We start from the raw sequence: 19,842 nt of genomic DNA, 5'->3' as shown, positions 1-19,842 counted from the left end.
ATTTGATCAAGATAAGTATGTTTCATCAAAAGTAATGAGGCAGGAAGCACTTTCAGGAAAACGCTCGACACAAAGAATAAGAAAAGAACGGGAAATTTATTCCCCAGGATAGATGAGATGTTTTTAAGATTTATATAATTCATCAAGGTGTTTAAAAAAAACTGGGTTTCCAAGAATTTTGTATGGAGACTCAGTTTTTCTGTACAATCAGTAATAATAATACTGTATTTTAAACTTCACTTCGATGAAAGTTTTAGTTGTCGAAGATGATACGCTTTTCGGTGAGATGCTTGCTGCTATCCTCAGCAATCTAAATTACGTGGTTGAAGTTGCGGTAGATGGAGAACAAGCTTGGAATTTAATTGAATATTACGAGTATGATTTAATACTTCTGGATGTTTTGTTACCGAAAATAGATGGTATAACTCTTTGTCGTCAAATTCGCGCGCGCGGTCTTGTGGCACCGATATTACTTGTGACTGGGTGCAATGACAGTCATGAAAAAGCGGTTGGTTTGAATGCTGGTGCTGATGATTATGTTGTAAAACCGTTTGACGAAGAGGAACTAGTCGCGCGGATACATGCACTTTTACGTCGTGGTGTATCGTCACAACCAGTGTTAGAGCATGGTGAGTTACGACTTTATCCTGTAAGCTGTGAAGTAACTTATCGTAACGAAATGTTAACTTTAACACCGAAAGAATACGGACTGTTAGAGTTGTTTATGCGAAACAGCAAGCGATTATTTAGCTGTGGAATGATTTTAGAACATTTATGGACGTATGATGAAATGCCAGGTGAAGAAGCGGTGCGGACTCATATTAAAGGGTTGCGACAAAAGCTCAAAGCAATAGGCGCCCCTGATGATTTAATTGAAACAGTGTATGGAATTGGCTACCGTTTAAAGGCGCTACAAAAATCCAAGGTATCAGTTGCCAATTTAAAATCCAAACAAAAAACTCTGTTGGCAGTTAGTGAGATATGGGAAAAATATAAGGGTAGAGTCTCAGAACAAGTTAATACATTAGTACAAGCTGGATTGGGTTTAGATAATGGGGAATTAGATTTAGAACTACGTTCAAAAGCACTTCAAGAAGCACATACTTTAGCTGGTTCGCTAGCTTCTTTTGGTTTTCCAGAAGGTTCCAAAATTGCTGCACAACTTGAAAAGCTGCTCAAGGTTGAAAACTTGCATACACATATAAATGATGTTAAGAAATTTGATACTCTAGTGAAAGCTTTGCAGCAGGCAATTAAACCATCTTCACAGCAAACACCTGTGATTGAACCAATTGAACTCAACGAACAAGCGGTTGCTAAGATTTTAGTTGTTGATGATGACCCAAAAATTGTAGCGATTTTGGAGACTTTGCTTGCTCCTTGGGGGTTAAAAGTATATCCACTCGATAACCCTGAGCGTTTTCATTCCTCACTTGCTTTCATTAACCCAGATTTAGTGATTTTAGATGTGCAAATGCCACTTTGCAGTGGAATTGAGCTTTGTCAACAAGTCCGTAATGACAGTAATTGGAATGATTTACCAATTTTGTTTTTGACGGTTCATAACGATGCTGACATTATAAATCAGGTTTTTACCGTTGGCGCCGATGACTTTGTAAGTAAACCAATTGTTGGGCCGGAATTAGTAACACGTATTCTCAACCGTTTGGAACGAAGTAAGCTACGACGTCAGCATATACAAACTGAACTACGGCAAAGCAACCGGATGCTCAAAACTCTAAGTGCTTGTAATCAAGCTTTACTACGCGCGGAAAAGGAGTTATATTTATTACAAAATATTTGCCGAATAATTACTGAAGTAGGAAATTATCAGTCGGTATGGGTAGGTCTTGTTGATGATACACCGAATCATATTATCCCTGTTGTACAAGCAGGTAATATATCAGAAAAATTCTCTTTTCTTGCAGCTAAAGCGATTGAAAGTATTGAAACATGTGTATTCAATGAAGGTACACAAGGAGTTTCTGTAGCAGCAATTTCTATACCTCTAATATCAAACAGTAAAGCGTTTGGTGTGATTAATATTAGTGCCAATGAACCAAATGCTTTTAATAGTGAATGCGTGAAGCAACTGGAGCAATTAACTGCTGATTTAGCGTATGGTATTATTTCGCTGCGTCAAAAACAAGAGCGTACCGCCGAATTAGTACAGGTGAATGAGACTTTGCAATGTGAACTTGAAAGACGTTTCCAAATGCAGGAAGCGCTACGAAATTCTCAAGCATTGTTTGCTGGGATTGTTAGTATTGCTGACGATGCGATTATTTCGATTGATAGCAACCAGTGTATCACTTTGTTTAACTCCGGCGCCGAGAAGATATTTGGTTATTTGGCATCGGAAGTTTTGGGAAAACCTTTGGATTTACTGTTACCCCAAAGATATACTCAAGTACATCGGCGCCATGTGACAGAGTTTAAACAATCTCCAAACACGTCACGAAAAATGGCAGAACGACGGGAAATATACGGAGTCAGAAAAGATGGTACAGAGTTTCCAGCGGAAGCTTCGATTTCTAAGTTGGAATTAGCTGACGATATAGTTTATACAGTATATTTACAAGATGTTAGTGACAGAAAGCAAATCGAACGAATGAAGAATGAGTTTATATCAGTGGTGAGTCACGAGTTGCGAACTCCTTTAACTTCGATTCACGGTTCGCTGGGTATGTTAGCAAGTGGTTTAATGAAACCAGATTCAGAACAAAGTCAGCGTTTACTACAAATTGCAACCGATAGTACCGAACGTTTGGTCAGATTAATTAATGACGTATTGGATATTGAACGTATCGAGTCGGGTCGGGTAAAGATGTCGAAGCAAATTTGCGACGCTGGTGATTTAATAAATGAGGCAGTGAATGTAATTCAACCGCTAGCGGATAGAGCAAATATTAGGTTATCTGTAACTCGGTTATCTATAAATGTTCGGGTAGACCCGGACCGCATCGTTCAAACTTTAACGAATTTATTCAATAACGCGATTAAATTTTCCAAACCTGATACTACAGTTGAGTTGGAAGTTCAGAAACGAAATAAAGAAGTATTGTTTATTATTAAAGATAACGGACGTGGTATTCGAAACGATAAGCTAGAAGTTATCTTTGAGAGATTTCAGCAGCTTGATGCTTCTGACGCGCGTCGGCAAGATGGTACAGGTTTAGGGTTAGCAATTTGCAAAAGTATAGTTCAGCAGCATAACGGGCAAATTTGGGCAGAGAGTATTTTAGGTGAAGGTAGTACTTTTTATTTTACCATTCCCCTCGAGTAGCATAGGCCAAAGCGCCTGTGCGATTACGTGTATAGTTAATTAATATAAAAAGGGAGTAATATGACTCAAGCATTATTCAAACCAATAACAGTTCAAGAATTTTTGGAATGGATTCCAGAAAATTCGGATAAACGTTACGAACTACATAATGGGGCAATTGTTGAAATGTCACAGCCAACAGGGGAGCATGAAGAGGTTACAGGATTTTTAAATATAGAAATTTCTTCAGAAATCAAACGTTTAAAATTAGCTTACTCAATTCCGAAAACTGCGCTAGTTCAATCTGCTACTAGTGATTCTGCTTACTCTCCAGACGTATTAGTACTTAATAAATCAGCTTTAAAATCAGAAGAACTTTGGTTAAAGTATTCTACTGTTCAGAGTGGCGCTTCTATCCCCTTAGTCATTGAAGTAGTTAGTACAAATTGGCGCGATGACTATTATAAAAAGATGGGTGAGTATGAAGAAATAAAAATACTTGAGTATTGGATTGTAGATTATCTTGGATTGGGTGGGATTAAATATATAGGTAGCCCAAAACAACCCACTTTATCAATTTATAACTTAGTTGATGACGAATACCAGGTTTCTCAATTTAGGGGGGAAGAGCGCATTATTTCTACTGCATTCCCAGAACTAAACCTGACCGCGCAACAAATTTTTAACGCCGCTTTATGACTGTTGACTTTTTTAAGATTAGAGTTAGGCGCCCTTATGATGCGAAAAATCATTCACATAGATATGGACGCTTTCTATGCATCTGTAGAACAGCGGGATAATCCAAATTATAGGGGTAAACCGTTGGTAGTTGGAGGTTCACCGAATCAACGGGGAGTAGTGGCAGCTGCTAGTTACGAAGCGCGAAAATTTGGTATTCACTCGGCAATGTCCGCGCGTGTTGCTCAAGCCAAATGTCCTAACTTGATTTTTGTAAGACCTAGATTTGAAGTATATCGTGCGATTAGTGACCAGATTCATGATATATTTCGGTGCCACACAGATATATTTGAGCCTGTTGCTCTTGATGAAGCTTATCTTGACGTTAGCGAAAATAAGCAGAATATCCCTTATGCTTCGACGGTCGCACGGCACCTAAGAGGGGAGATATTCGCACAGACTCAACTGACTGCATCTGCGGGTGTATCTACGAATAAGTTTTTGGCAAAAATGGCATCTGGCGCCAATAAACCTAACGGGATGACAGTTATTCTTCCTGAAAAAGCTTGCAGTTTTGTAGAAGCGCTACCAATTGAGAAGTTTCATGGAATAGGGAAAGTTACTGCTGCTAAAATGCACTCGTTAGGAATTAAGACAGGTGCTGATTTGAAGATGCGCGCGCTTTCTGAATTAACTCAACATTTTGGGAAAGCGGGGCATTACTATTATAAAATAGCGAGAGGAGAAGATGACCGTGTGGTAGAGGCGAATCGGATAAGAAAATCAATAGGCGCCGAAACTTCATTTGCTCAAGATTTGAGTGATACAGCAACGATGCTATTGGAATTAGAAAGAATTGCTAAGGAGCTTAAACAGCGTATAGATAAAAACCAAGCGCGCGGTCGCACTTTAACATTGAAAGTAAAGTTTTCCAACTATCAGCAAATAACACGTAGTAAAACTTTATTTTCGTCAATTAATGATTTAAATACTATTATTTTTGAAGCTAAAGCACTTTTTGAGACAATTGTACTTGATGGACAAAGCATTCGATTACTAGGTATTTCTTTGTCCAATTTAGATAATGTTAATCAAGCTCAAATAATTCAATTACCATTATTTCAATTATTAAAAAATAATTAAAAATAATAGTAAATAGTATTATTTAGGAACTTTATAGCCAGCTTGTTGAGCAGCTGCTGTAGTAGGGAAACATTTTTCTGCCTTAGCTGTATTGTACTCAGGAGACTTCGTAGTGAGGGCGATTTTTCCAAGTCTTTTACTTGTTATACCTTTTATTGGACTACCGCTTGGACAAGTTGTACCTTGAGGTGCAGTTGCTTGTGTTGTCTGTGCTTTAGATGTTTCGGTTGGCGCCGTTGTTGTGGTAGTTGTAGTTGTTGAGGTGTCCGAAGCGTTATCTTGTTTACCACCGCAGCTAGATACAGTAATTAGCATTAATAGTACTAAGGCACTGGTGGTGATACGGGAAATTTGTAGCGGTTTCATTGACTTAACCCTCGATGACATTGTATTAAGTAAGTATCAAGTACGCGCGTGGCAAATAGAAATAAGATATTTATAGGACTAAGGTACTGGCGAGTGGTGTTGGTATGAAGCGTATTTTAGTGGTAGACAATGAAGAATATATTCAAGAAGTTACAAAAATTTGCTTAGAGACTGTTGCAGGGTGGGAAGTCATAACAGCTGCTTCTGGAAGTGAATGTATTTCTAAAGCTGAGACTTACTTACCCGACGCTATTTTACTCGATGTGATGATGCCTGATATGGATGGTCTTGCCACCTTTGAAAAGCTTCAAGATAATCCAGCTACGAAACAAATACCTGTAATTTTATTAACCGCAAAAATTCAGGCTAGCGATAGGTGCCGTTATGCGGAGCAAGGTATAAAAGATGCTATCGCTAAACCTTTTAATCCAACTGAATTAGCAAATCAAGTTTCAGCTATTTTAGGTTGGGGAGAAGATAAGTAGGGTGCGTGACGCCATAACAATCCACAAAACAAAACGAATGGTCTAGTAGCGTCACGCACCAGACTTACAAGTCAGGAGTTAGGTTATTATTCAAAGAGCCATTCCCATGATAGCGCGCGAACTATGACTCAAGTCAAAGCCAAGCTTACCGTTGAAGAGTTTATGAAACTCCCCGAAGGAGATACTATTTACGAACTAGTTGACGGTGAAGCTGTCCCCAAATTTAAAAACGATACGATGTCACCAAAGTTTTTTCATAGCTCTACAGCAGGTGCATTATTTATATTACTGTCAACGTGGGCTACTGGAAGAGGACGGGTTGTTATTGAATGGGCAATCAAGTTAACACGGGATAAACAAGATTGGGTTCCTGTTGCTGATTTGACGTATGTTTCCTATAATCTCCTTCAAGAAGATTGGTTGGAAGATGAAGCTTGTCCTGTTGCACCCGAATTAGTTATTGAAATTATTTCCCCTGGTCAAACTTTTGGAGAAATGATGGAAAAAGCAATTAACTATCTCAAAGCTGGGGTTAAACGAGTTTGGATTATTGATACTAAAGCAAAAACTATTACTATTTTTTACCCGGATGCTCTACCTCAAACTAAGCGAGGCGCCGATATTTTAGAGGATTCTCTATTGTCAGGGTTAAAAATTACACCACAGCAAATTTTTCAGCAAGCTCAAATAATGCTTTAATTAATAATTTCCTAATAAGTTACATTAAGTGAGTGCGTAGCAAAAAGTAAAAAGTAAAACAAATAATAAATCAATCTTGTGGGATGGGCATCCTTGCCCGTCACTAACTATAACTACAGGGCGCTCCGGGATGCCCGCTCCACAAGATACTCCACAAGATAGGAAAATACTTTATACAATTCCTAAATAAAGGATAGGGCAATTTACGGTTACATGTGATATACCCGAAGTAAGGGAAGTATTTTCCCTAGTGGTTCATGTCATTAATTCTGGGATGTTGGCGCAGATTATAATCCCCCCTGCCCCCCTTAATAAGGGGGGTATAAAAGCGTCATTCTTAGCCCCCCCTTATTAAGGGGGGTTGGGGGGGATTTGATTCAACCACCCAAAACTAATGACACGAACCACTAGTAACCAGAGCTTCTATAAAGGGGGTATGTACTTATGGTATTAACTAAGAACACTTTAACTGAATGCTCCAAAGAACAGGCTTTTGTCCTCTGGTTTGAAGATGTTGGTATAAAAGATATTCCCTTTGTAGGTGGGAAAAATGCCTCTTTGGGAGAAATGATTCAACAACTCAAGCCTGAAGGTGTTAATGTTCCTAATGGTTTTGCCACTACTGCATACGCTTATAAATATTTCATTGAGTCAGCACAGTTAGAAGAGAAGCTTCGTAAGTTGTTTTATGACCTTGATGTTGAAGATATCAACAATCTGAAACATTGTGGTGAGCAAGCGCGCGCTTTGTTAATGAATACTCCTTTCCCAGCAGATTTACAAGAGGCAATAAGCGGCGCCTATCAAAAGCTTTGCGAGCAGTATAATGAAAATACTGATGTTGCAGTACGTTCGAGTGCAACTGCTGAAGATTTACCCGATGCTAGTTTTGCGGGACAACAAGATACATATCTTAATATTACAGGTATCGAAGCGGTTTTAAATGCGTGTCATCGCTGCTTTGCTTCCATATTTACTGACCGCGCGATATCTTACCGTGAAGCTAAAAACTTTGACCATTTTGATATTGCCCTTGCTGTTGGAGTGCAAAAAATGGTGCGTTCCGACTTGGCGACATCGGGAGTAATGTTTAGTATTGATACTGAGACAGGTTTTGAAAATGCTGTTCTTATCACTGCTGCTTACGGGTTGGGTGAGAACGTTGTGCAAGGAACCGTAAATCCCGATGAGTATTATGTGTTTAAACCAACATTAAAAGACGGTTTTCGACCCATAATTGATAAGAAGTTGGGTAGTAAAGCTTTGAAGATGGTTTATTCTGGGTCAACAACTAATAATATTCCAGTATCTACGGAAGAGCAGCATAGATATGCTCTTAGTGATGACGAAATATTACAATTAGCTTCGTGGGCATGTTTAATCGAAGACCATTACTCTATTGTTAACGGCGCCTATAGTCCAATGGACATTGAGTGGGCAAAAGATGGTATTACAAACGAGTTATTTATAGTGCAAGCACGTCCAGAAACTGTACAGTCACAGAAAAATCACGCAGTGTTACGGACTTATAAGCTGTCAGGGAAAGAGAAAAATCTTTTGGTGACAGGTCGTGCTGTTGGGGAAATGATTAATCAGGGTAAAGTTAGGGTAATTGTTGACACAAGTAAAATTAATGAGTTTCAACCAGGGGAAGTACTCGTTACTAATAGAACTGACCCTGACTGGGAACCTATAATGAAGCGCGCGAGTGCTATTATTACTAATTCTGGGGGAAGAGTATGTCACGCCGCAATCATAGCAAGGGAATTAGGTGTTCCTGCAATTGTTGGATGTGGTAATGGAACACAGGTATTAAAAACAGGGCAAGATGTAACTGTTTCTTGTGCGGAAGGTGAAGAAGGACGAGTTTATGAGGGGTTATTACCTTTTGAAGTTGAAGAAATACCTTTGGAAGATTTACCCCGTACTCGTACTAAGATTTTAATGAACGTTGGCAACCCACAGGAAGCGTTTAAACTATCAATGATTCCTAATGATGGAGTGGGTTTAGCGCGTACTGAGTTTATCATTGCCAATCATATTCAAACACATCCAATGGCTTTATTGCGTTACGACGAGTTAAAAGACGAAACTGCAAAAGCGAAAATAGCCGAAATAACAGCACTATATAAAGACAAATCGCAGTATTTCGTAGATAAATTAGCGCAAGGTATCGCGACTATTGCCGCAGCGTTTTATCCTAACCCTGTAATTGTCAGGATGTCGGACTTTAAGAGTAACGAATATGCGAATTTACTTGGTGGTAGACAATTTGAACCCCACGAAGAAAACCCAATGCTGGGATGGCGAGGCGCCGCGCGTTATCATGATGTCGGTTATCGCGATGCGTTTGCTTTAGAATGTCGCGCGCTCAAAATTGCTCGTGATGAAATGGGTTTAGTAAATCTAATTCCAATGATTCCATTTTGCCGTACTCCATACGAAGGACGTTTAGTAATTGAAGAAATGGCTTTAAATGGACTAAAGCAAGGTGAAAAAGGTTTACAGGTTTATGTAATGTGCGAGTTGCCGAACAATGTCATCATGGCAGAAGAGTTTGCGGATGTTTTTGATGGGTTTTCAATTGGTTCCAATGACCTAACACAGCTAACATTGGGAATTGATAGAGATTCGTCTTTAGTAGCTCCCTTGTTTGACGAACGCAGCGAAGGTGTGAAGCGAATGGTAAAAATGGCTATTGATGCAGCAAAACGCAAAAACCGTAAAATTGGTATTTGTGGACAGGCGCCTAGTGATTATCCAGAGTTTGCCCTGTTTCTAGTTCAAGAAGGAATAGACACAATTAGCTTGAATCCTGACTCGGTATTAAAGACAATGCTAGAAATCGCTAAAGTTGAAAATAAGGAGTAAAGACAAAACAAATCTCCCACCACTAGTGGTCTGTGTCATAAGTTCTTGTAGGTTATCTGTCCCAGATGACCGGACGCACAGGCGAGACGCCTATGCTACGAACACACCAAAACTATTGACACGAACCACTACTACGATTTGAATGCAAGAGATATGTGGGAGAAGGTGTTTGGAGTATGGCTGTGGCAGTATGGAACTTTACAAGCAGTGTCCAAATAAGCAAACTTTGGGTTTACGCTTTTCGATCTCGCGACCAATTGCTTCTTGAGGTGTTGAAAGCTTTAAACCTGGAAACAGTTGGTTGACGATACCAATATAGCTGTTAACTTCAGCAGCAGTACGAGCAAACTCAGAAAATCCAGAAAAGCCAACATCAAAGATGCAACCTTCCATCAAATCTTGAGTGACTTTTGCCTCTGTACAGGCATTTCGCGCCTTTTGTATCTGATTGGCAGACAGCATATTGAGGGTCAAATAGTGACTTGGGAAACCGGGATCGACATAGCTTTGGGTAGTCTTGCCAGGTGGGTAATCAAATAAAGATTCTTCTTGCTTGACGCGCCAGCTATTCCCAAATCCTTTGTAGAGTTGGTCAAAATAGACTTTTTCGGCTTTATCCAGCACACCAGGCGCCCTCAGTCCTACTTGGTTGAACACTTTATTCAAATCCCCGTAGGTTGACCTAACCTCTAGAACATTAGTGCCACCACGAGTTTGTAAATCATCATTCGGATTGCCATTGACATTTCCGAGCAAGCCGCTATATTTTCCTGATCGATTATAGACAAAGGGTGAAATATTGAAGAATGCAGTATTACCAGCACCAGCTTGGCTAACGAGGACTTTTTCACCTGTGGGGGACAGAACAACATAAGTACTTCCTTGCTGCGAAATCTCCCCGCCACCTGGAAGAGTTAGTTTGTTACCTTGGATTTTTGTCGGTTTGCCATTCACTCGTAGAGGTGTGCTGGTATCACCATCAGGAAATTCTCTAGCGTACAAAGCAACGCGCGAGCTCCCCACTTTCATGGCTACGGCACTATTAACTGAGAGAGAAGAAGCATAAGGCGCATGTCGTGTTTGAACTTCAAAGGCGTCATTGCTGGATTTTACGAGAATGAATTCTCCTAGGGCTTGTAAATCATATCTTAAACCATCAAATGTAGCTAGATGTGGGTCGTTATAGGTTTTTCCTTGTACCTGTTTGCACTGGTCTTCCTGATACTTTTTACCAGCTTGTTTTAATTGCTCATACTGATCTTTAGATAACATAGGTTGCTTATCAATGTTTCCATTTCCAACTGCGACCTGCCATGCTTTCTGTCTCAAATCAAGGACGTTTTGTGTTAGACCTAAAAAATAATCAGTTAATTTTGCAAGTTGTCTAGGAATCCAACTGAATATTTCATCTAGGGTGTCATCTCCAGCAGCTTTTAAAGTGGATTCAGTACAATCGAATTCTTTCTTTAAGTCAGTGATGTTTTGATGATACCGATTTTCTAAAGAATATCTTAATGCGCGAGCCAAGTCATGATTGATATGAGCATCTGCTCCTGAATCTAGCACACGCTGGACAAAACCTGGATATGAGCCATCACAAAATTCTGGGTGGTCTATTGGATCAGAACACACTTTTTTATATTCCTTAGTTGTAATTGTCGCTAGTTGAAAATGTGCATTCCAGTGTGGCTCTGCTGTTTTCCCGCTATCCCAATTTTCACGATTAACTTCATAAGCTGCATAAAATGCCTGCATTTGCTGCATTTTATCTATTGGATACAAGAAATCACCATTCGCTAGTCTTTTAAGCTCCTCCATCGTTACGTTATAATAGAACTCTGGAAATACACCCATAAAATTATGATTATTGAAGAATTCTTGTCTGTATTTATTAAGTTGTGCAGCAGCACCAAGAAGTTCTTGATATAAATCTCTTAGTTTTTGACCTTCACTAGAATTTTCATCAATTCCAGCTTGCTTAAACATTTTATTGGAATTGCAGATAGATGCATTTTTGTCTTTGGTAGAGTCTTTACAATCATCTTTATTAATAGCTATAGATTCACTCTCAAATTTTGATTTAACACTCATGTTACCTTTTGGCCACTTTGTTGCGACCGCAAAACTATCATTACCTAAGTAAGCGTTACACAAGCCTGAATTAAAAGCTAAAATTCCGCACAGTGAAACAGCAAAAACTCTTCTTAACAGTCCTTCACATAAGAAAGTAGTTATAACGCTAACAATACCAATTACCCAAAATCTAATTCCACGCATAAAATTTATCTACCTAATAGTTGTTTGGTTTGTATCGTCTTGCATCAATTTGTGGTGCCGCTCAAGTAATATGGTTAATGAAAAAGATTAGATAAAAACAATAAATTAGAGAGAGAGATCGCCATCACATGATAATTTGGGTCGTCTTAGTTTGTAATTTGTGAGGGAATTTAGCTGTTGTGGGGTTCTTTAGCTTAGATTGGTGAAAGTAACATGCCATTAACCAAGGCAGTACATGTTACCGCCAAAAGTAACTTATTCATTTTTCTTTTTTGGAATACCGCAGTAAATATACCATGTGCATCTGTCAAAAATTGTACAGTAGACTACTAAGAGCAATCATTCGGTGAGGATTAAAAGTATAAAATAATACTTTAACATCTTTGTATAAAAACTAATATTTCTTTTTATTCGCTCAAAATTGCGATTATTTGTCTAGATTTTATCGCAACTGATAAGGCGCTGTTCGACAAGGTAAACAGAAGGTGGCCAAAAGATTGCTGATGTTAATGTTTGCCCTCCTAGTTCTTGGCATTTGGGTTGTATACGCATTTCATTACCCAGGCGCCAGCTACAGCGGTTTTGCGTATATTTACCCCATAGTTGTTCAAGTTCTTTGAGGGTTTGACAAGGTAGAAAAACTTGCTCTCCTTCGTTTAACTTGCCATCGTTATCTAAATCTGCTTTTGCTCCTTGCTCACGCATTAAAATTGCATATGTGACTTTAAGGGCGCCTGTATACTGGTTTTCAAATTTGGAAAAGTCTGGAGTTTCTAATTTACCAAAGTTACCTACTTTTAATTGTGCTTCTAACAGAGGAATTTGGGTTTGACTGATTATTTGACTCAAAGATGTTTCAGCTTGTTTAGACATAACACTTAATTGTTTGATTTGGTGATTATCTGCTGAAGGTTGTAAGTTATTACTTAGAAATATTATTTGACGATAGTCATCGAGTGCTTTACTGATTTCACCGTTTCGCTGATTGCTTTGAGCTTTTTCCAACAGTTGAGGTAAACTAGCTAAAATGTTCTTTCTAATCTCTGGAGTTACTGTTTTAAATGTTGCATAGCGAATTAGCTGTGCTAGTTGCGACTGTTGCTGTTGTTGCCATGCAAAAATTCCAAACCCCAAAACCACTGCTATTGCACTACCAACAAAACCACTAACACGTAAACGTTGATTTCGACGCGCGTTGATGCTCTGTTTAATGTATGCTCTTTCTAATGGACGCAGGTAGTCAGAATATTTTTGAACGAATGCTTCCGCCTCGGTTAACTGAACTTTTTGCAGTAGAAAGTCTGGATTTTTGCCTTTTTGCTCCCATTCAGAAGCTTTTCTTTCTAATCGCTGCTGATGATATAATCTTTCTCGATTTTCAGAAAGCCACCAGCGCAAAGTTGACCAGTGACGTATTAATATTTCGTGAGTCACTTCTACCGTCACTTCTGCTTTCAGTAATTCTAACTGTGATTCAATTTCTAAATCTACTGGCGCCTTCACCGCACGACTTTGAGATTTAACTAATTCATCTTGGTTGACTACGATTAACTTTGCTTCAATAAATTTTTGTAAAGTTTTTTCAACTAGGATTTGTGGATATTTACCTTCAAACAATGCACTTTTACTAACTTTACGTCGAGTATCCTCTGTTCCTTCACCCAACTGCGTTAGCGTTAGAAAAATCCATTGAGCAATATCTTTTTCCGACTCTGTTAAATTATCATACACAGCTTGCGCTTTCCGCTCTAAGGCGCCTCGAATTCCGCCTATTTTTTCACGGTACGCCTGTATTGTTAAACAAGCATCTCGGTTACGATATTCCCATAGCTGTTCTAAAACAAATTGGAGTAGAGGTAAATCACCCGATGAATCTTGTAAGTCTTGTAATAACAGTTCGACTAACCCAGATTCTACCTTCAACCCAACTTGCTGCGCTGGTTTCTCGATCACTTTACGGTAATCGCTTTCTGTTAAACTTGGAGGTACTAATATACTATGTCGTTGTAGTTTTTGTACGAGTGCAGGAATTTCCAAACAACTAGCAATAAAGTCCGCGCGCAGGGTAATAATGAGTTTGAATTTATCTTGAGCAAACTCTAAAGCTTCGAGCAAAATATCTAGAAACCGTTGACGTTCAGTTTGTTGTGTCAGGGTAAAAAGTTCTTCAAACTGGTCTATGACTAATAATACCGTTGGTTCCGGGCGCCGACGCAGCCAGTAAACAAAACCTTCACCACCAAGATGTAATAATCCTTCGTATTCGAGGAGGGATTTATTGGAGTCATCACCTTTATCTAGCATAACTTGCGTTAATGCGAGCATGGGATTTTCACCGGGGCGTAAGCATTTTATCCACCAATCAGCACTTGTGGGCAGTAGCTTACCATGTCTCAGGTTGGCAATTAGTCCTGCTTGCACTACAGAAGATTTACCACTACCGGAAGCACCAACTAATGCGAGGAATGAGTTTTGGTTAATTTCGTTTATTAATTGCTGTGTCAGCGTTTCACGTCCATAAAAGTATTGAGCATCGTTTTCGCTAAACGCGCGTAGTCCTAAATAAGGGCAAATTCCTAAATCTACAGCTTGTGAGTTTTGTGCTATTGAATCTGGTAGCACTTCAATAACCCCCTGTATACCTGCTAAGAAAAAATCTCGCCAAATATTGCTTTTAGAAAGTTCTTCTTGTATACCTGTAATTAGCTGTGCTACAGATAAACCAGCTTGATAATTTGTGTTCTGATTCGTCCTTGAAAGTATTGTGAGCAAAGCTTGAGTGAATTCTTCAGGGTTTTCGATTTTGGAGGCGCCTGCAATTATACATTGGTTTGCTTGCTCAAATTGTAAATCTGTTACCCAATCTTGTAACGTGGCTTTTTCAACATCTTCAACAATATCTAAAATTAGTATTTGTTGAGCAATTTTTGATTGACGCAGTTGTTGTCTTAACCAGCTTCGACTCAGTTTGATATCATTACTAATTACAAACGACTCACTCAGCGCATTTGACTCGATACTTCCCCGTAGATATAATAATGCAGTCGATAAATTATCGTGCGTTTGTTGCGATGACAGGGAATTCTTAATGGTCTCGCGAACATCGGGTAAATCTTTAACTTGAGAGTGCCAATACTTTAATTCAAAATTACCTGCATTAATTAATATTTTACTAATCAATTGCGTATTTTGACTATCTTTATATCCATCAATAATTACAGCATTGCGTAAAGGTTTATAGTTTTGATTTGTGATATAATTATCGGCTAAAACTAGTTCACCAACAGCTTCAACGATTAATTTGGGAGTTTGTAACTTTTGTTCTTGATATAAACCATCCTCACCACGACTACGTTTGCGCTTATTGACTAGGCGCCTGCGTAAATTTAGTTTATCAATATATTGAAGCGTTTGATGATAAACGTATTTATATAAACCGTTAACTTCGATTTTACCTTGAGTATCTACTGCTTCACCCTGCAAACCTTGGATTAAATAATAAGTAAATAATCCATGCTCTAACTGGGAAAACTCATAAGACTCTTGGTCTTGGTCGCATGAAAGTAAAGCATAAAAAGACTGTTTATTGCTAGCTTGCTGTAACTGTTTGAGTAAATTGGGTGTTAAAGATTGCCGCAGCGTTAAACTACCACTATGGCAAGCATCTAAAATAATCAGTTGTCGCGAAGCTTTCGCATTAGCAAGTTGTTCTAGCAGTTCTTGCATCGCTAAACCTGTATTCAAAATATCCGCGCGTTGAGTGTCGGCAAGACATAATAGCGTTTGTGATGAGTGATTGTCAGGAATACCGTGTCCAGCAAAATAAAAGATAATTGTATCTTCAGGACTTGCTTTGGTGACAACTTCATTGAGACTAGCACGAACCACAGCTAATTCCGGAGCAAGTGCATTTTCGTGATGAATAACTATTTCCTGTTTCGAGAATTTTTTTGCTGTCGCTGTTTGAATAGCTTGTGAAAATCCTTGACAATCAGTCATTGAGTAAGGTAGAGGATTAAAAGTTTTATCCTGATACCGACTGACTCCTATTGATAAACACCAAAGTGTTTGTGTGCTAGATTTACGAGTAGTGACTGGCATAATCTATATAATATGATATGTTTAGATATATTTAGATATATTTAAAACCTGAAAATTTCGCGCTCATAACCTAGGGGAGTCGGTTCAATTTCCCAAACAATACCCTCTCCTTCTTCAAGTGTCACTGTAATTTCCAACAAAGATGTGGTGCCGTCGGCAATGCTTTCATTATCGGGGAATGATTGTAAATCTTCTGTTAACAATCGCAAGATAAATCCACTGGGAATATATATATTTGTTGTACTCTCTAAAAAGATTCGGAATGTTCCTTTATCAATATCTCCTTCTGGTTGTATTTGTAAATCGTATTGTTGACCATTTATTTCTAACTGACGCGATAAGTAACTGTTTAGAGGAGGCGCCCCATTATTAATATTGCTATTATTGCTACCACGAGTGGTAAAACTCACTTGATATCCGAAAAGATTCCAACCACTTAGTGATACTAGTTCAGAAATACCGCTTGTAAACAAAGAAAGTAATGACCGCTGTTCGGGAAGTCCAATACGTCGTTCGTATAATTTTTGTCGAAAGCCATCATGCGCGAGTAATGCACCCCACATGCTAAAAGGTATGGTTAAACGTGGAAAGACTATAGATGTATTTCCTAAACGGTCGATTAAATTATTGGCTTGTGCTAGTTCTAAAAATGGCAGTTCATTAACTTCTGCTTTTGTTGCAACTTCTTGACAAAGTTGACGCGATGCCCAAAGTACATTTAGATCAGATATTAAATTAGGCTCGGCTAGTGAATACGCGCGCTGTTTAATTTCACCTTGCTGTTTGAGTTGTACGTGTGTAGTATAACCGTAAATTTTGACAATCGCTTCTTCCACATCAACTTGCACTGCAATATAGTAATCTGCTGCCCAATTAGGAATATCTACCCATTCTTGAGGAACGCATAATTCGCTTGTATCAATTGCAGTGCTTGGGATGAGAACACAGCGCAGGTTTTCAATTTGGATTGCTGCACCATTAACTACTTCCCAAATATTCGTGGATGCTTGTATTGGTACTGCGTTGACTTCAATATCTTCACGTAACCATTCTAAAACCGCTACTAAGCAAAGCTCGTTTATATAAGCATTCCAACGACTTTTTGGTGTTGCGATTTGAGAGTGGCACCAAGCTTGATTTTGAGTTGCTTCGGATATTTCAATCCAGGGTTGAATTGGGTTATTTGATATACTAGTTTCGAGTATCATTTTAATTTAGATTCAAATTACTTTTATAGTACTTTTGTTTGAGTGTAATGATGTTCAAGCCATTCATCAAGTAATGCGCTCATATTGTTTAATACGCTAGGTGTTATGGAAATATTCAGTGTTTGTTTTGACCATTCACCTAAAGCACATAGCCATTGAGTTTTGAATTTATTAATTTTTGTCAGCCTTCGAGATACACCCGATTGGGACATTTGTAATTTTTGAGCTATCTCTGTTTGCGTCAATCCCTCACCATAATACATAGTTAATATACTTTGTAATTCTGTATCGAGGTTAGCAATAGATTTACTGAGAATCTCATTGACTTGTTGCATTAACGCGCGGCAAGTTTGTATTTGTTCGCTGTCGAGGATTTGCTCGAAGGGCGTTGGAGTAGTGCTTTGTAAATTATCTTGTAATGTATAACCTTCTTCAGATAACGGTATATTTAATGATGATACGGGAGGCGCCATATAATTACGTATGGCTTTAATACAGATTTGCATCCATTTTTGTAATGTATCTGGACTACATGTTGCTTGAGATGGTTGTTGATTGTAAGCTTGGGCGATAGCGTTCCATGTTGCCGCATCAGGAACACTCGTTTGACGGTTTCCTTTAGGGTGTTGAGGAGTATAGATAGCCTTGAAACAAGAAAAAGCGAGTACATAACACTCGATATCAGTATTTATTCCCTGTTGCTGTAGAGATTTTCTGAGCAACTTCTCACTACAGTTTTGTAACAACGACCAATCACTACGAATACAGGCGCCTGGTAAACCGGATTTTACCAGTCCGTCTTTAATCAAACTTTGGAACTTAAAATAAGCATATCCCGCCAAATAGGAACTACGTTCTGGGTTAAATCCCTGTAAAACCTTATCAGCACAACTTACTGCTAGCTGAAAGTATTCTGCTATACCGTATTCTGACACTGTAAACCTGGTTTTGATTTTTAGGGCTGCCTTGTAACAAGCTTCTTGTAAGTAAGCGTATAAATGCTCACGTGCAAAATTAGTGGTTAATCGAAACTCTTTATACCAGTAATTTGCCCAATACTCATCTGTTTGTTCTTGAGGTGACTCGCTTAAAACAAGGCGAATGTTCCTTTCCAAGAAGCCATCTTTTGACCACCCACTAAACCGCACAGCATCAAATTTTACAAATGTTGAAAAAATATCTACTGTATTTTGACGTTTGTAAAAATCCATGTTTGTTAAATTATTAGTAAATTTTTACACAACATAACCTTTTTCACTTAAGATAATACATCAAAACTCTAAAATATGAACCACAAAAAGTTAGCGGCACTAATAATTCCTATTTATACACTTTTTGCTGCAACAGAAACTTATGCGCTGATTCCTGATAAGGGAGAGGTATTCCAGATAATCGGACGTAACGACTTAGGTGTTCGTCGTGGTTCACAATATAGTCCTGTGGAGAAAGGTGCCTTTTTTAATGAAGGTGATTCATTACACTTTCCAGGTAGCGGTAATTCGTTTGCGAAACTGCGTTTTCAGAAAAATGGTCGGGATATGGGGTTGCAGGTAGGTGCGAATAGTAAGAACAAGCTAATTACACTTTACTATTTCCCATGTAAGTTACTTGAAGGTGATTCTGCAATTATTGAATGGGCAAATGAACAGACTGGAAAGCGCGCTTGTGAAAAAGGAATACGTATCCAGCGTGGTAGTAGCCAAAATGCCCGACTTCCCGATAAAGACTACCATGCTTCACTGCCGACAAAACAATTAATCGCACAAAGCTCGCGCGCACGTGTGCAATATTGTAGTGTATTAGCTGCTGATGGACGTGGATGGTTAGGTGTGACTTCATCGGGTGACGCTTGTGATGAACCGATAAAGCAGTGTCAAGCAAATGCTGGTAAAGACTGTGAAGCATACACAAAAGATAGTTGGTCACAGAAAGCTCAAGATTTAACAGCTTCAGTCAACTGTGACAATGACAAAGTATTTACAGAAAAAAGTACAGGCGCCGCGATTCAAGATACATTAATTAAACTATGGCAAACTGCCCAATCCCAAAAAGCGAAACTTTGCGGCGCCCACATTATAGATAATCAAATCAGTGAAGTTATTGTTGCTCCCAGAACAAGTGCGTATACTTTGATTCAAACTCGTAATACGAGTAACGGTATTCAAGTTGATATCATCGAGGGTCAAGCAACGGTAATTTCTAGCCAGCAAACAGTAAATATCGGCGCCGGACAGCGATATTCATATACAGCTAGTAACCAGCAAGGCAAAGTCGAAAACTTTGATCGTAATATCGAAACAGTCGAGAAACAATTATTTTTTGCTGAGAAGGACGGTTTAAAATTATGCGACCAAGAACAAGTCAGTGGGGGACAACAAGGCGATAATCGCGAAATTCAATTAACGTCCAACGAAGGTAAAATTCGTATCGACTACGATATGTATGCTGCACCTGATAAATTAACAGTAACTTACGAAGGAAAAAATCTTGTAGATACAGGGTTTGTTAGTTATACTCGCTCTCTAGAAGTACCTTTTAAAGGAACCTCTGGACGAGTCAAGGTTACAGTTGTGGGCAATGAAAGCATTTCTACTACGCAGTGGAAGTATACACTTTACTGCCCTTAAATAATTAGGACTTACTTTAGCCCCCCTTAAAAAGGGGGGTTGGGGCGTTTAAAAACTAACACGGAACAAACGACCGCCACTACTACTTTCTTTAATTACTAAGGTGAGAATATAAAAGCCTT

Annotated in this window: 12 protein-coding genes; 7 read left to right on the top strand and 5 right to left on the bottom strand. The window is 38.8% G+C overall.

All coding sequences use genetic code 11. The features are described 5' to 3' along the window. Positions 1 to 244: 244 nt before the first annotated feature. Genes AC2JBO_RS18135 through dinB form a run of 3 tightly spaced genes read left to right on the top strand, consistent with a single transcriptional unit; the run spans position 245 to position 5,086 of the window. A complete protein-coding gene (locus AC2JBO_RS18135) occupies positions 245 to 3,286 on the top strand; it encodes a response regulator (protein WP_496955048.1) in 3,042 nt (1,013 codons plus the stop codon). Positions 3,287 to 3,346: 60 nt separating this feature from the next. After that, positions 3,347 to 3,964: a Uma2 family endonuclease gene (locus tag AC2JBO_RS18130; RefSeq protein ID WP_496955047.1), complete on the top strand. Its 618-nt coding sequence runs from the start codon at positions 3,347 to 3,349 to the stop codon at positions 3,962 to 3,964. A gap of 36 nt (positions 3,965 to 4,000) precedes the next feature. Next, positions 4,001 to 5,086, top strand: coding sequence for a DNA polymerase IV (gene dinB, locus AC2JBO_RS18125; protein ID WP_496955046.1), 1,086 nt, complete (start codon positions 4,001 to 4,003; stop codon positions 5,084 to 5,086). An 18-nt stretch (positions 5,087 to 5,104) separates the two neighbouring features. Here dinB and AC2JBO_RS18120 read toward each other — a convergent pair whose 3' ends face one another. Further along, complete coding sequence (locus AC2JBO_RS18120; RefSeq protein WP_496955045.1) at positions 5,105 to 5,452, bottom strand: sunset domain-containing protein; 348 nt, start codon at positions 5,450 to 5,452, stop codon at positions 5,105 to 5,107. A 104-nt stretch (positions 5,453 to 5,556) separates the two neighbouring features. Between AC2JBO_RS18120 and AC2JBO_RS18115 the strand changes: the two genes are divergently transcribed. From AC2JBO_RS18115 to ppsA, 3 genes are all read left to right on the top strand, one after another. After that, a complete protein-coding gene (locus tag AC2JBO_RS18115) occupies positions 5,557 to 5,937 on the top strand; it encodes a response regulator (RefSeq protein WP_496955044.1) in 381 nt (126 codons plus the stop codon). Between the two features lie 123 nt (positions 5,938 to 6,060). After that, positions 6,061 to 6,636, top strand: a complete 576-nt coding sequence (locus AC2JBO_RS18110) for a Uma2 family endonuclease (protein ID WP_496955043.1) — start codon at positions 6,061 to 6,063, stop codon at positions 6,634 to 6,636. Positions 6,637 to 7,080: 444 nt separating this feature from the next. After that, complete coding sequence (gene ppsA / locus AC2JBO_RS18105; protein ID WP_496955042.1) at positions 7,081 to 9,507, top strand: phosphoenolpyruvate synthase; 2,427 nt, start codon at positions 7,081 to 7,083, stop codon at positions 9,505 to 9,507. 198 nt (positions 9,508 to 9,705) lie between these two features. Here ppsA and AC2JBO_RS18100 read toward each other — a convergent pair whose 3' ends face one another. From AC2JBO_RS18100 to AC2JBO_RS18085, 4 genes are all read right to left on the bottom strand, one after another. Beyond that, entirely contained in the window at positions 9,706 to 11,784 is a 2,079-nt protein-coding gene (locus AC2JBO_RS18100) for a DUF5995 family protein (protein ID WP_496955041.1), read from the bottom strand. Positions 11,785 to 12,219: 435 nt separating this feature from the next. Further along, positions 12,220 to 15,885, bottom strand: coding sequence for an nSTAND1 domain-containing NTPase (locus AC2JBO_RS18095; protein WP_496955040.1), 3,666 nt, complete (start codon positions 15,883 to 15,885; stop codon positions 12,220 to 12,222). Positions 15,886 to 15,926: 41 nt separating this feature from the next. Next, positions 15,927 to 17,093 (bottom strand): DUF1822 family protein, encoded by a 1,167-nt coding sequence (locus AC2JBO_RS18090; protein WP_496955039.1) that lies wholly within the window; start codon positions 17,091 to 17,093, stop codon positions 15,927 to 15,929. Between the two features lie 23 nt (positions 17,094 to 17,116). Then, positions 17,117 to 18,304: a sigma-70 family RNA polymerase sigma factor gene (locus AC2JBO_RS18085; protein ID WP_496955038.1), complete on the bottom strand. Its 1,188-nt coding sequence runs from the start codon at positions 18,302 to 18,304 to the stop codon at positions 17,117 to 17,119. A gap of 75 nt (positions 18,305 to 18,379) precedes the next feature. On the opposite strand from AC2JBO_RS18085, the gene AC2JBO_RS18080 reads away from it, so the two are divergent. Continuing rightward, on the top strand, positions 18,380 to 19,720 hold the full coding sequence (locus AC2JBO_RS18080; RefSeq protein WP_496955037.1) for a hypothetical protein: 1,341 nt from the start codon (positions 18,380 to 18,382) through the stop codon (positions 19,718 to 19,720). The last annotated feature ends 122 nt before the right edge of the window (positions 19,721 to 19,842 follow it).

It is taken from the genome of Calothrix sp. CBUCES-K 9914, from assembly GCF_059640475.1.
The sequence above is the reverse complement of the archived record's forward strand: the minus strand, read 5'-3'. Positions and strand labels throughout refer to the sequence as shown.

What these genes read in the sequence shown, in the direction of transcription:
- AC2JBO_RS18135 (WP_496955048.1), top strand. Translation starts at nt 245, where the DNA reads ATGAAAGTTTTAGTTGTCGAAGATGATACGCTTTTCGGTGAGATGCTT.
- AC2JBO_RS18130 (WP_496955047.1), top strand. Translation starts at nt 3,347, where the DNA reads ATGACTCAAGCATTATTCAAACCAATAACAGTTCAAGAATTTTTGGAA.
- dinB (WP_496955046.1), top strand. Translation starts at nt 4,001, where the DNA reads ATGATGCGAAAAATCATTCACATAGATATGGACGCTTTCTATGCATCT.
- AC2JBO_RS18120 (WP_496955045.1), bottom strand. Translation starts at nt 5,452, where the DNA reads ATGAAACCGCTACAAATTTCCCGTATCACCACCAGTGCCTTAGTACTA.
- AC2JBO_RS18115 (WP_496955044.1), top strand. Translation starts at nt 5,557, where the DNA reads ATGAAGCGTATTTTAGTGGTAGACAATGAAGAATATATTCAAGAAGTT.
- AC2JBO_RS18110 (WP_496955043.1), top strand. Translation starts at nt 6,061, where the DNA reads ATGACTCAAGTCAAAGCCAAGCTTACCGTTGAAGAGTTTATGAAACTC.
- ppsA (WP_496955042.1), top strand. Translation starts at nt 7,081, where the DNA reads ATGGTATTAACTAAGAACACTTTAACTGAATGCTCCAAAGAACAGGCT.
- AC2JBO_RS18100 (WP_496955041.1), bottom strand. Translation starts at nt 11,784, where the DNA reads ATGCGTGGAATTAGATTTTGGGTAATTGGTATTGTTAGCGTTATAACT.
- AC2JBO_RS18095 (WP_496955040.1), bottom strand. Translation starts at nt 15,885, where the DNA reads ATGCCAGTCACTACTCGTAAATCTAGCACACAAACACTTTGGTGTTTA.
- AC2JBO_RS18090 (WP_496955039.1), bottom strand. Translation starts at nt 17,093, where the DNA reads ATGATACTCGAAACTAGTATATCAAATAACCCAATTCAACCCTGGATT.
- AC2JBO_RS18085 (WP_496955038.1), bottom strand. Translation starts at nt 18,304, where the DNA reads ATGGATTTTTACAAACGTCAAAATACAGTAGATATTTTTTCAACATTT.
- AC2JBO_RS18080 (WP_496955037.1), top strand. Translation starts at nt 18,380, where the DNA reads ATGAACCACAAAAAGTTAGCGGCACTAATAATTCCTATTTATACACTT.